Origin of the sequence: uncultured Mucilaginibacter sp. (assembly GCF_903893715.1) — a bacterium.
Taxonomy (GTDB): domain Bacteria; phylum Bacteroidota; class Bacteroidia; order Sphingobacteriales; family Sphingobacteriaceae; genus Mucilaginibacter.
The window spans coordinates 24564-37775 of sequence record NZ_CAITNG010000136.1 but is presented as its reverse complement, the minus strand read 5'-3'; the positions used below and the strand labels follow the sequence as shown (position 1 = coordinate 37775).

At 44.6% G+C, this 13212-nt stretch carries 12 protein-coding genes; 5 read left to right on the top strand and 7 right to left on the bottom strand.

The features are described from left to right. Nucleotides 1-16: 16 nt before the first annotated feature. From kdpF to QZX97_RS15910, 3 genes are all read right to left on the bottom strand, one after another. The gene (gene kdpF, locus QZX97_RS19135; protein WP_076377293.1) at nucleotides 17-94 is read right to left on the bottom strand and encodes a K(+)-transporting ATPase subunit F; all 78 of its coding nucleotides are present in this window, start codon (nucleotides 92-94) and stop codon (nucleotides 17-19) included. Nucleotides 95-526: 432 nt separating this feature from the next. Further along, nucleotides 527-2515 (bottom strand): KUP/HAK/KT family potassium transporter, encoded by a 1989-nt coding sequence (locus QZX97_RS15915; RefSeq protein ID WP_295654429.1) that lies wholly within the window; start codon nucleotides 2513-2515, stop codon nucleotides 527-529. Between the two features lie 261 nt (nucleotides 2516-2776). After that, a complete protein-coding gene (locus QZX97_RS15910) occupies nucleotides 2777-4111 on the bottom strand; it encodes a sigma-54 dependent transcriptional regulator (protein WP_295654430.1) in 1335 nt (444 codons plus the stop codon). Nucleotides 4112-4252: 141 nt separating this feature from the next. On the opposite strand from QZX97_RS15910, the gene QZX97_RS15905 reads away from it, so the two are divergent. Both QZX97_RS15905 and QZX97_RS15900 read left to right on the top strand, forming a co-directional pair. Then, nucleotides 4253-4930: an NAD-dependent epimerase/dehydratase family protein gene (locus QZX97_RS15905; RefSeq protein WP_295654431.1), complete on the top strand. Its 678-nt coding sequence runs from the start codon at nucleotides 4253-4255 to the stop codon at nucleotides 4928-4930. A gap of 60 nt (nucleotides 4931-4990) precedes the next feature. Beyond that, a complete protein-coding gene (locus QZX97_RS15900; RefSeq protein ID WP_295654433.1) occupies nucleotides 4991-6358 on the top strand; it encodes a S41 family peptidase in 1368 nt (455 codons plus the stop codon). Here QZX97_RS15900 and QZX97_RS15895 read toward each other — a convergent pair. Further along, a complete protein-coding gene (locus tag QZX97_RS15895) occupies nucleotides 6355-7215 on the bottom strand; it encodes a YitT family protein (RefSeq protein WP_295654435.1) in 861 nt (286 codons plus the stop codon). The two genes, QZX97_RS15900 and QZX97_RS15895, sit on opposite strands and share 4 nt — an antisense overlap. A 72-nt stretch (nucleotides 7216-7287) precedes the next feature. On the opposite strand from QZX97_RS15895, the gene QZX97_RS15890 reads away from it, so the two are divergent. Then, complete coding sequence (locus tag QZX97_RS15890; RefSeq protein WP_295664785.1) at nucleotides 7288-7677, top strand: hypothetical protein; 390 nt, start codon at nucleotides 7288-7290, stop codon at nucleotides 7675-7677. A gap of 55 nt (nucleotides 7678-7732) precedes the next feature. Here QZX97_RS15890 and QZX97_RS15885 read toward each other — a convergent pair whose 3' ends face one another. Genes QZX97_RS15885 through QZX97_RS15875 form a run of 3 tightly spaced genes read right to left on the bottom strand, consistent with a single transcriptional unit; the run spans nucleotide 7733 to nucleotide 10157 of the window. Beyond that, complete coding sequence (locus QZX97_RS15885; protein WP_295654438.1) at nucleotides 7733-8989, bottom strand: aspartate kinase; 1257 nt, start codon at nucleotides 8987-8989, stop codon at nucleotides 7733-7735. A gap of 6 nt (nucleotides 8990-8995) precedes the next feature. Continuing rightward, nucleotides 8996-9463, bottom strand: a complete 468-nt coding sequence (locus QZX97_RS15880; RefSeq protein ID WP_295654440.1) for a GNAT family N-acetyltransferase — start codon at nucleotides 9461-9463, stop codon at nucleotides 8996-8998. Nucleotide 9464: 1 nt separating this feature from the next. Then, a complete protein-coding gene (locus tag QZX97_RS15875; RefSeq protein ID WP_295654442.1) occupies nucleotides 9465-10157 on the bottom strand; it encodes a YggS family pyridoxal phosphate-dependent enzyme in 693 nt (230 codons plus the stop codon). Between the two features lie 41 nt (nucleotides 10158-10198). Between QZX97_RS15875 and QZX97_RS15870 the strand changes: the two genes are divergently transcribed. Together QZX97_RS15870 and QZX97_RS15865 are read left to right on the top strand one after the other, a co-directional pair. Next, nucleotides 10199-10792, top strand: a complete 594-nt coding sequence (locus QZX97_RS15870; protein ID WP_295654444.1) for a DUF4296 domain-containing protein — start codon at nucleotides 10199-10201, stop codon at nucleotides 10790-10792. Then, nucleotides 10776-13130 (top strand): endonuclease MutS2, encoded by a 2355-nt coding sequence (locus QZX97_RS15865; protein ID WP_295654446.1) that lies wholly within the window; start codon nucleotides 10776-10778, stop codon nucleotides 13128-13130. The genes QZX97_RS15870 and QZX97_RS15865 overlap by 17 nt, the downstream gene beginning before the upstream one ends. Nucleotides 13131-13212 lie beyond the last annotated feature (82 nt).

Here is a 13212-nt window from a genome sequence, read left to right as displayed (position 1 = left end):
GTTTGATTTTTAAGGGTTAGAATTTTTCGGGTTTTAAAAGCACATAAACCATGTATACAAACACGGCGATGGCAACAATGAATAATGCGATCATGATGTTTAAATGTTTTCGAAGTAGTTAACTGTTTTGAAAAAGACCCAGAATACGACTATGAAGCATAGCACGTACGAGATTGTGAGTATTGTGTCCATGTTTTTTGATTTTGTAAGAACTTGAAGATGAATTGCTTATTAAAGTTGAGGTTAAAAGTTAGTTGCTTATATGACAGTAGATATTAAAAGAAATGTTGTTAGTCACCTTAGTTTGGTTCGACCGAACCTGTAATAGTGTATTGATATTCATGTTAATCATTATTTATCCCGCACCTTGCCAACGCAATGCCACAAAGCTTTTCCATCTTATAAATAATTAAAAATCAATTATTTATAAAAAACAGAATGAATAATAGAAAACAGAGCAAACAAAAAAACCCTACCGAAACGGTAGGGTCTTGTCATTATAGGTGGGTTAAGTTTTTTGTTAAAACTACTGATGAGTGAACTCGTGAGGATTTGTTTCGACCCTTGTGAGCGAGATATTATTAACCGGTTTAACAACCAGTGGTATTTTTTCAATCTTGGTATCGCTGGTATCGAGGCCAAATGCTTTAGCTTCGGACTGCGCCATTTTTTTAATGGCAAAATAACTCCGTAAAATAAACCCTTCGGAAACGCTGAACAGGTTATTGTAGGATAGGAATTTCTCCATGATGACAAAGCTAAAGTCGGCGGCCACTTTGTATTGGTTTAACGACGGATATTTGCTGGTGATATCGACCTCGTTGCGGGCAACCATTTCTTCGACCACTTTACGGAACAACACATTTACTTTTGGTTGTATCCTGAAACCTAAACGGAACTCAATCCTGATTACCTTGCCCGGCTCAACCTGGTCGATACTGTACTCCATGGTATAGGGCTCATCGGTGCGCTCAATGTGGACAAACCAATAGGTATCGGCGCGTTTGGGGCTCCGGCTCATGATGGAGTACATGATCTTTTGTTCTATCTGCTTAGCGTTATTTGCCTTGGTGAGATAGATGAGGTGGGTTGAATATTTGGGTATCGATGTATCGTTGCTCAGGGCATTTAAGATTGGTATCTGGTCCTTCAAGTCGACAAAATGCAGGAAGCGGTTGTTGATTTTGCGCGCCCTGTACCAAATGTACATGGTAAATATCAAACCAAACTCAAACACCAGGAAGAACAACCTTTTAAGGATTTTAACCGCGTTGGCTACAAAGAAAGCAGATTCAACTGTCAGGAACACGCATAAAATCAATACGACTACCCATAACGGCCAATGTTTAACATACCGCATAAAGTACGACATCAGGATGGTAGTCATTAGCATGGCGATGGTGATGGAAAAACCATAGGCGGCGGTCATTGCCTCGGATGTGCGGAAATACAACGACACCATGATACAGCCGAAACACAATATCCAGTTAATGCTGGGAATATATATTTGCCCGCGGATATTTGAGGGGAATTTGATAGTAATACGCGGCCAGAAGTTCATGCTCACGGCTTCGCTGATGAGCGTGAACGACCCGCTGATGAGTGCCTGACTGGCTATAATAGTGGCCATGGTTGCGATGGCGATACTTGGTATCAGGAACGCATGGGGTACGATTTCGAAAAACGGGTTTACACCGCCGAAATTCTTACCCGGTGCCTGTGTCAATACCCAAGCGCCCTGGCCAAGGTAGTTTAACAGCAAAGTTATTTTTACAAATATCCAGCTTACCTGGATATTTTTACGGCCGCAATGGCCTAAGTCGGAATACAGTGCCTCGGCACCCGTGGTACACAAGAAGACCGCGCCAAGTAGCCAAAACCCTCTCGGATGATCAATCAGCAAACGCATGCCGTAATAAGGATTAAGCGCCTTGAAAATTTCGGGATAATGAATTATTTGTGAAAAGCCCAATACGCCCAACATCACAAACCATATCAACATCACCGGGCCAAAAGCGGAACCCACCACATTGGTACCAAACTGTTGAAAGAAAAACAACAGTAACATGATAGCGATTACGATAAACAACACGAGCGCGTTGCCGGGCACAATAGTTTTTGCAAACGCGGGCACCAGATTCAACCCTTCGATAGCCGATGTAACCGAAATGGGTGGGGTAATGATGCCATCGGCCAATAAAGTACCGGCCCCGATGATAGCAGGAATAGCCAGCCATTTACCATAACGGCGTACCAAGGCGTATAACGAAAATATCCCACCTTCGCCGTTGTTATCGGCTTGAAGGGTGATAACGATATACTTGAAGGTGGTTTGCAGGGTGAGTGTCCAAAAAATACAGGAAATTGACCCTAAAACCAATTGGGTGTCAACTTTACCACCCTCTACTAACAGGGTTTGAAAAACATACAAGGGTGAGGTACCGATATCGCCAAATATGATACCGAGGGTAACCAACATCCCTGCGATTGAGAGTTTTCTGATATGTGCGTTCATAAATTAAATGAAGGGGTTGCGATTGGTGAGGAAAAACAGGCCTGTTGAGTAAAATTATTTCGGTAATGGATCAAAAAAAGAGAATTTTTATTAAACATGCCGCTTTTTTTATGACATTTCACTAACAAAAGTAGGATTATTTTGTAAAAATCAGAATAATTATCAAAATGATAGGGTGTTTTTTTACAATAAAAGACAAGTCCTACCAAAATGGCAGGGTGTTTTTCAAAATGGTAGGGTTTATTACGATTTTTTAGGAGCTTAATTAAGGTGGTACTCGTCGATTTTTCGATATAAAGTTGTCAGCCCGATGTTCAACAACCGTGCGGCTTCGGTTTTGTTGCCGTGGGTATAGTGCAGAATTTTGTGGATGTGGTTTTTCTCGACTGCGGACAGCTCGAAAGTAGTGGTAGCCGACTTTTGCTCGAACAAAAAGTCGAGCGGCAAAAGGTCGGAAGTGAGTTTTGGCCCTTCGCACATAATAACCGAGCGTTCGATGATGTTCTTCAGTTCGCGCACGTTACCTTTCCATTTATGGTGTTCAAGGTGTTTTATAAAGTCAGGCTCAATTTCGGTGATGGATTGGTTGGTTTTATCGGCAAATTCCTTTAGGTAATGTTTAGCCAACAAGCCTATGTCGTCTTTGCGGTCGTTTAACGATGGTAGTGTAATTTGGAACACCGACAAACGGTAAAACAAATCTTCGCGGAAGTGGCCTTTTTCTATCTCGTCTTCCAAATTGCGGTTAGTGGCCGCTATGATGCGCACATTTACCTTATTGGTTTTGGTATCGCCAACTTTTATAAACTCGCCATACTCCAATACACGCAGGATTTTGGCCTGGAGGTCGATGTTCATCTCCCCTATCTCGTCCAAAAACAAGGTACCACCGTCGGCTTCTTCAAACAGGCCGCGCTTGTCTTTTATGGCGCCTGTAAATGCCCCGGCTTTATGGCCAAAAAGTTCGCTCTCCAATATTTCTTTGCCAAATGCGCTGCAGTTTACCGCTACAAAATTTTGTTCTTTACGATGGCTGTTATAATGTATAGCTTGGGCAAAAACCTCTTTACCGGTGCCGGTTTCGCCTAAAAGTAGTACGGTGGTATCGGTTACCGAAACCTTTTTGGATAGTTCGACAGCTGCCAGTATGGCTTTTGAATGCCCTATGATGGAATCGAAACCGTGTTGCCTTGTTATTTTGTTTTGCAACCTAAAAACACGCAATTGCAGGTAGGCTTTGTCCATCGCCTTGCTCAACATAGGCAATATCTTGTCGTTATCGTCGCCTTTGGTGATATAGTCGAACGCGCCGTTTTTGATGGATAACACGCCATCCTGTATGGTACCAAATGCAGTGAGATTTATTACTTCGACGTAGGGCTTTTTGTCTTTTATCTGCTTTACCAGTTCAACGCCGTTTATGTCGGGCAGTTTTACATCGCTTATCACCACATGCACATCTTCCTGAGCCAATATCTTTAAGCCTTCTTTACCGGTATTGGCCTGAAAAACCCTGTATCCTTCCAGCTCGATAATACGTGCCAAAAGGCTGCATAATTTTTTTTCATCGTCGATAATCAGAACCGTGGATTGCATGTGTTTAGCGCTTATATAAATTAATAAAGAAAAACTGAATATTCACAGCCTTGTTTTTCCATTATGAAAAATCCATGCCAAAATAGTTGAAGGCTATTTGGTGTTTCCATTTATTGTGCAAATTAAAACTAAATTTGATGTATGGGTACAGATAAATTTTTAAACGTGGTTATTACCGGCGCTACAGGTATGGTAGGCGAAGGGGTTTTGATGGAATGTTTGGAACATCCGCAGGTAAAATCGGTTTTGGTGATTGGCCGCAAGCCCAATGGCAGGACCGATCCCAAACTGAAAGAAATTGTCCGTGCCGATTTATTCGACCTGTCGCCCATCGAAAATGAACTGATTGGATACAATGCCTGCTTTTTTTGCGCGGGTATATCGTCAGTCGGGATGAAAGAGCCCGAGTATTTTAAAACAACCTATACCCTCACCACCAACGTGGCTAAAACGCTGTTGAAGCTGAACCCGGATATGGTATTTGAGTATGTATCGGGAGCGTATACCGACAGCACCGAAAAGGGCAAGAGCATGTGGGCACGGGTTAAAGGCAAAACCGAAAACGACCTGGGCAGGATGCCATTTAAGGCTGTTTATAATTTCCGCCCGGGATATATGCACCCAACACCGGGGCAGCATAACCTGGTAAAGTTTTATAAATATGTAACGTGGTTGTACCCTTTGTTAAAAGGCATCTTTCCTACCCATATGAGCACACTGCGGGCGCTGGCTACAGCCATGATAAACGCAGCTTTGTATGGATACGACAAACATGTATTGGAAGTAAAGGATATCAAAGCTTTGGCGGGACACGAATAAATGCAACATTTGGTTATTTTTCGCATCTTATGATGACATAATTAACTGATATTGTTTTAAATGAAAAGAACATTACTTTTTGTGTTTGGCCTGTTTAGCATGGCCATTTGTTACGGGCAGGCGGCGATGAAATATTCGCCGGAACAATTGAAACAGGACCTTGCTTTTTTAAAGCAGCACGTGTATAGCGTGCACGCTTATCCTTATACCGAGCTCTCAAAAGCACAATACGACCAGCTTTTTGACAGCATTGAGCATCAACTTACCGGGCCGGTCACCTCTGCCGGCTTTTTGAAATTGGTAAAACCTGTTATAGCCCATCTGGCTGACGAACACTCGGATATCAGCCTAAAAAAAGAGTTATTGCCCGATGCCTATTTGAATGGCACCATCTACCCCCCGTTCAGTCTGGTGAAAACGAAGAACGGATATAGTGTCGACAAGGTTTTGGCTGGCAGTAGTTTAGCACCGGGCGAACAAGTGGTATCCATTAACAATGTGCCTATTGAAACCTGGCTACGCAATTGCGCTTTATGCAGCACTGGTTTTGCCAACCAGCGTGATGCCAACGCGCTTAAACGGTTTGGCTATCTGTTTGCATGGGCCAATCCGGAAGTTGGCGATGTTTTTAATATAAAAACCGGCAAAGGGAAAACCATCCCGGTAAAGGGAACAACACTAATGGTTTGGAACGACTTTTTGAACGGACAGCAAACCGGTGGCGACTGCCCCGAAAGGCTGATATACCAGCGGTATGGTGATATTGGTTATATCAATGCCTGCTCATTCGATGCGAAAGCTAAAGGGCGATTTTCCTTAGATTCGCTACACTTGAAAATAGATCATATTTTTAAACAAATACAAGTTGATGGTATAAAAACATTAGTCATAGACGTAAGCAAAAATTTAGGTGGAAGTTCGGCAATAGGGGATCATATTATAGGCCATATATATGGTAAACCATATTTGGGCTACCAATCTACTTGGAAAAAAAGCGAAGAATATCTAAAACTCTTAACTTCTTGGGGTTTTAGTAGCGCAGCTTATAGTAAAGCAGCTGACGGCGAAGTATTACACTTCAAGTCGGACACAGTGATGCCACAACTATCACATTTGAACCGCTTCAAAGGTAAAACAGTAATAGTAGTTGGAGCGGCAACTTTTTCAAGCGCCATCCTTTTCGCCACAACGATTAAAGATAATCATATTGCAAAGATTATCGGCCAAACCCCCGAAAACGGGCACCCAAATGGTTTCGGCGAGCTTTATAACACCACCTTGCCCAATACCAAAATAAGCCTGCGTTTTGGTGTGAAGGAATGGATAAGACCAGCCGGAAAAAACAATGACAATGTGCTACATCCCGATGTTTTATTGACCGACGCGCAAATGGCGAGCGTTGCCCAATTGATAAAGGCAGCAAATTAATGTAATGCTTTGCGTTTTAGCAGCCCTCCGGTGGTATCCTCAATACTTTGCTGCACGATAAACGCTTTGGGGTCGGTGCGGAGGATGATATTTTTTAGGGCAGGTATCTCCAAACGGGTAGCAACGGTAAAAATGATATCGCGGGGTTCGTTGATAAGTCCATCCTTACCATAACCGCTTTTGCCCTCGTATATCGTAACGCCACGGCCCAAGGTCTCGATGATGGCTACGCGAATTTCTTCGCTTTTTACCGATACTATGGTGATACCGGTATACTGCTCAATACCATTCAAAATAAAATCGACCATTTGCGAAGCCGCCAGGTAAGTTAAAATGGAATACAATGCCGGTTCGACCCCTAAAAAGAACAAGGCTGCGCCAAATATAAAAACGTTGAGTAATAAGATGAAATCGCTTACTTTTAGGATATGTGTTTTTTTGCTGACGAGCAAAGCGGCTATTTCGGTACCATCCAGCACGGCGCCACCCCGCATGGCCAGACCAATGCCCACGCCAATAAAAAAACCACCGAAAACGGCAGTGAGGAGTTTATCGTGCGTAACATCGGGATAATGGATAAAGGCAATACATAACGACAAGCCGGTGATAGCCAAGGCGCTTTTTATGGCGAAGCGTGTACCCAGTTTATTGTAACCCAAAATAACAAAAGGTATGTTGATGACGAATATGAACACCGACGTTGATATATTGGTGATATTGGCCAGCAACATGGATATGCCGGTAACACCACCATCGATAAAGTGTGTAGAGAGCAAAAAGCCCTTGATACCCATGCCGGCAGAAAGGATACCAAAAGCGATGAGTACAACATCTTTAATGATATATTTGGCTTTCATATATCAAATATAAACCAAACAAAACCACATTTTGGATAAAACGCCGCAGTGTGATTAGAATCAAATTTTAAAATGATGAATACAAAACTATTGATGGCATCGAGCGCCATTGCGATGGGATTGGTTGGGCTGGCACTATCCTTTGCGCCCGAGGATATATTGAGGGCCTTGAGCCTTGCACCTGATGTAATGAGCAAAGTAGCACTGCAATTGATGGGTGCCTTGTACCTGGGCTTTGCGATGCTGAACTGGATGGCCAAAGGAGCATTGATAGGCGGCATTTTTGCCAAACCCATTTCGATGGGGAACGGAATGCACTTTTTTATTGGTGCCATGGCGTTGATAAAGGCTGCGAGCCATACCACGGGAATGCCTTTGCTTTGGGTAGCATTCGCTATTTATGGTCTTTATGCGTTCTGTTTTTTGTATGTGGCTTTTAGCGCCCCGAATAAAGTAAATTAATTTTGCCACGAAGGCACAAAGACACTAAGCCTGTCGATTCAACATTTGCCACTTGCTACTTTACCACCACCTGCACCGTATTGCGGCTTTGTTGTTCGAGCAGGATGGTTTTGCCGGCGGTGAGCTGCTTTACCGTTTCGGGTTTGTAGTGCCTTACCGTTAACAGCATGAGGCCGGTATTGTATTTTACTTTAAAATCTATTTTCAAAGCAGCAAAGAGTTTTTCAAAGCGTTGCTCATCATAATCGAAGCAAAGGGTAAAGCTCATGGCCGAGTTTTGCATCAGGTTCACCTTGATATGGCTTTGCGCGAAGAGTTTGAAAATATCGGCTAAATGGTTTTCGGTAATAAAGGAATAATCTTTAGTGGAAACCGACAACAAAACCTGGTTAGGTTTTACGATAATGACCGGCGTATTGAACTCGATAAAGCCTGTTTCGCGGATGACGGTGCCGGGTTCCTCGGGTTGTAAAAAGGGTTTTACCAGCAAAGGAATATGCGCGTTTTGCAGGGGTTTGATAGTTTTGGGATGTATCACGCTGGCGCCGTAATACGTCATTTCGATGGCTTCGGCGTAAGATAGTTCGTCGTATTTTACGGTATCGGGGAATAGCTTCGGGTCGGCATTGAGCACGCCGGGTACATCTTTCCAGATGGTTACGGCTTCGGCCTGTAAACATGACGCGAAAATGGAGGCGGTATAATCGGACCCTTCGCGGCCAAGGGTAGTGGTAAAGTTCTCGGATGTCCCGCCAAGGAAACCGGGGGTAACCGCCACGCCTTTTTCCAATAGTTTGGGTACATCCTGTTGGATGCTGGCGCAGGTTTTATCCCAATCTACTATGCCTTCGCGGTAGGTGTTATCGGTATGGATATAGCCGCGCACATCGATCCAGGTGCTTTTAATGCCGCTTTTGTTGAGGTAGGCGTTCACGATTTTGGTGGAAACCAGCTCGCCGATGGAAACGATCTGGTCGTATATAAAATCAAAATCATCATGTGGTTCGTCCTCTATCATCCATTCTATCTCCACGAAAGTGTTGTTCACTTCTTCAAAAACCTTATCGTTTTCGGCGAAAAGTTTGCTGAGTATATCGTAATGATAGGTTTTTATCTCTTCGAATGCTGCTTGCATGTCATCGCTTTGCTCCACGTAGGCGCGGGTGAGCTTTTCGAGCGCGTTGGTGGTTTTGCCCATGGCCGAAATCACGACGAGCAATTGCTCATGCTGATGTTTACGGACGATTTCGGATAAGTTGATGATACCGGCCGCATCCTTTACCGATGCGCCCCCAAATTTGAATACCTGCATTAATGTTTATTTAGTAAATATCTGCTCGCGCGACAGCGAACCGTTTAGCCAGCCAGCCTCGATGCCTGCTCCGTATTTTTTATAAAAGTCGATGGCGGGTTGGTTCCAGTCGAGCACCTGCCAGGTCATGCCGTTAAAGTTGAGTTCCTGCGCTTCCTGCACTACCCTATCGAACAAGAGTTTGCCCAGGCCTTTGCCGCGCATGCTTTCGGTTACGATCAGGTCTTCGAGGTAAATGCGGCGGCCTTTCCAGGTGGAGTAGCGTACATAATACAGCGCGAAACCGGCTATTAAGCCGTCCACTTCGGCAACAAAGGCTTTCCAGACGGGTTTGGCGCCAAAACCGGCATCCTCAAACTCGGCGAGGGTTACGTCCACTTCTTCGGGCGCTTTTTCGAACAGTGCTAATTCGTTTATCAATTCCAACAGGCGCGGGCAATCTTCAACCCGGGCTACCCTTAATTCCACCTGCATATTATTCCTGATTTTTGTAATGTTTGATGACGCGCTGCCCGAAGATGTTACTGCCCAGGCGTACCATAGTACTCCCTTCTTCGATGGCTATTTTATAATCGGACGACATGCCCATGGACAATTCCCTGAAGCTGGCTTCTTTACGGAAAAAACTTTGTTTGATACCGCTGAAAAATGTTTTCAGTTCGTAAAACTCATTTTTTATCTGCTTTTCGCTTTCGGTATTGGTGGCGATGCCCATGAGGCCGACGATGCGGACGTTTTTCATTTCGGTAAACCCTTCGGCACGCAATAACCCGATCACTTCATCGAAGGATAAGCCGAATTTGGTTTCCTCGTCGGCGATATACACCTGGAGCAGGCAGTCGATAACGCGGTTGTGTTTTAGCGCCTGTTTGTTTATTTCCTGCAAAAGTTTCAGGCTATCAACTGATTCGATCAGGCTGACAAACGGGGCGATATACTTTACCTTGTTGGTTTGCAGGTGGCCTATCTGGTGCCATTGGATGTCTTTGGGGAGTTTTTCGTATTTCTCTGCCATTTCCTGCACCATGTTTTCGCCAAAAACGCGCTGACCGGCGGCGTAGGCTTCCTCGATATCTTCGACAGGTTTGGTTTTCGATACCGCTACCAGCCGCACATTTAAGCGCTCTATTTCGGCTTTTAAATTTTTTATATTATCTGCAATACTCATTAATGCGTAATTTTACCTTTTAAATGGTGCTAAATTACAGAATGCGTTTTTATTTGGTCTTGTTTTTTTGTGTATCGGTGTTTTTATGTGGTTGTAGTGACGATAAAGGCATCCCTAAAGGCATCATCGACGAACCACAGATGGCTTCGTTGCTGACTGATATCCATTTGGTTGATGGCAGTTTATATAACCTGCCACCGGTACCCGATACCCTGGCCAAGCATGGTTTAGGGCTATATTTGGCTGTTTTTAAATTGCACCATACCGATACCACGCAGTTTAAAGAGAGCATGAAATTTTATACCACGCGCCCCGATTTAATGACGCGTATTTATTTTTCGGTTACCAAAACGCTCGACTCATTACAGGCTGCCAAAACCAAAGCGGTAAAACCTGTGGTAGCACCTAAAGCTTCGCAAAAAACCACGCTGCAGATTGCGGACTCCATAAACAAGGCGCAGGCTTTGGAGAAAAAGAAGGCTGATTCGATAAAAGCGGTGCAATTTAAGTTGGCCGCCAAAAAAGGTATGGAAATCATCTCGAAAACGGACTCGTTAAAACACGCCAAGAAAAAGAAGAAGCATCACGCCAAGGTAAAACCCATACAAACCCCACCGAATGCTGTACCCAATTAATAGCGTTGATAAGCTTGGCTTTACCGAGGTAAAAGAACTAATAAAAAAACATTGCCTGAGTATAATGGGCCAGCAAATGGTGGACAGGATACAGGTGATGCACAACCACGACCTGATATTAAAGTTTTTAAACCAGGCCAACGAGTTTAAAAACATCCTGAAAAACGACGCGCCGCTGCCGATACACCATTTCTTCGATATTAAAACACTGGCTAACAAAGCAAAAGTTGAGGGCGTTTTTTTGAGCGAAGAGGAGTTTTTCCAGGTGCAGGCATCGCTGCTGACGGTTTTCGCGGTGATTGGTTATTTCAATGAGCGTGAGGGGCAATACCCAAACCTGGAAGCCTTGTTTGAGCATTTGCCGATTGAGAAAGTGATATTGAAACACATCGACCGGGTGATAGATGCCAAAGGGCATATCAGGCCAAACGCAAGCCGCGAGTTGATGGACATTACCGGCGGCATAGCCAAGGCTGAGCAGGAAGCCAGGCGTAAAATTGACCAGATATTTAAAAACGCTACAGCAAACGGGTGGACGGCGGATGGCAGTTTGACCATTCGCGACGGGCGCTTGTGTATACCTGTTTTAGCGGAGAATAAACGGAAGCTGAAAGGCTTTATACATGATGAATCATCATCAGGCCAAACGGTGTACATGGAGCCTGAGGAGGTTTTTACCCTGAACAACAAGATACGCGACCTGGAATTTGAACGCAGGCGCGAGATCATCAAGATACTGACCGCGCTGACCGACGAATTGAGGCCTTATGTGCCGCTTTTATTATCGTACCATAGTTTGTTGACCAAACTGGATTTTGTGAGGGCCAAGGCTTTATTTGCCATTGATATTGACGCGGAGATGCCCATCACCAGCAACGATGCGAAAATGAAATTAGTGAATGCCAGGCACCCGCTGTTAATGTTGAGTTTTAAAAAGGAACATAAAACCGTAGTGCCGCTGAATGTGAAAATTGACGAGGTTGACCGTGTGATTGTGGTATCGGGGCCTAACGCTGGGGGTAAATCGGTTTGTATGAAGACCGTGGGTCTGTTGCAGATGATGGTACAGGCGGGTTTGCTGATACCGGCTTCGGAAGCGAGCGAGGTGGGCACCTTCAGGCAGATATTTGTGGATATTGGTGATGACCAGTCGATAGAGAGTGACCTGAGTACCTACAGCGCCCACCTAAGCAAAATGAAAAATTTTGTGGAGAACGCCAACGGCAAGACCCTAATTTTGATTGACGAATTTGGGACGGGTACCGACCCGCAGTTTGGCGGTCCTATTGCCGAGGCGGTGCTCGAATCGTTGAACCATAAAAAGGTGAAGGGTATGGTTACCACCCACTATAGCAACCTGAAGCTGTTTGCGGGCAGTACCGAAGGCTTGCAAAACGCTTCGATGCTGTTTGATAATGTGCAGATGCAGCCTTTGTACGTGTTGGAAGTGGGCAAACCGGGCAGCAGTTATGCCTTTGAGATAGCGCAGAAGATCGGTCTGCCGCAAAATGTACTGAATTTGGCCAAGAACAAAATCGGCTTTAGCCAAAAAAAGGTGGATACGCTGCTGGTTGACCTGGAGCGTGAAAAAAAAGAACTGTACGACTCGAAAATAGCGCTCGAAAAACAACAAAGGCAGGTAAAGACGCTTTTAGAAGAGAATGAGAAACTGAAGGCTTATTACGATGAGAATAAACGCACGCTCATCAGCGAGGCCAAACAGGAGGCCAAAAACATTATCCTGAACGCGAACAAGCTGGTGGAGAATACGATATCGGAGATAAAGAGCGCGCAGGCGGATAAAGACGTTACCAAAAACCTTCGCGAAAAGCTGAATAGCGAGCTGGTTAAAAACACGGTGAAACCGGTGGCCTCCAAGGCCGCGCCCGATGAAATAAAAATTGGCGATTGGGTGAAACTGAACGACAGCGAAACCAGCGGACAGGTAATGGAAATTGCGCGGGACAATCTCATCATCGCCATTGGTGATTTGCGGACGGTGGCCAAGAAGAACAGGGTACATAAAATAAGCAAGAAGGAAGTGCCAAAAGACGTGCGCCGGTCGTACAGTGCGCAGACGGATTCGATGGCGAATTTTAGTCCGGAGATAGACGTGCGGGGCAAGCGCGGTGAAGAAGCTTTGTACGAAATCGAAAAATACCTGGACAAGGCCATTATGATGGGCTTTGGCAACCTGAAGATTATCCACGGCAAGGGCGACGGCATTTTGCGTAAGCTGATACGCGAATACCTGAAAAAATACAACGAGGTTGACCGCATGGAAGACGAGCATGCCGACCGTGGCGGGGATGGGATAACTTATGTGTATTTGAAGTGATTTGGTGAGTGGTGAATTGTGAGAAGTTTATTATCTTGGGGTAACAAAACTTAATTTATGAAGCATTTACTCACTCTATTCA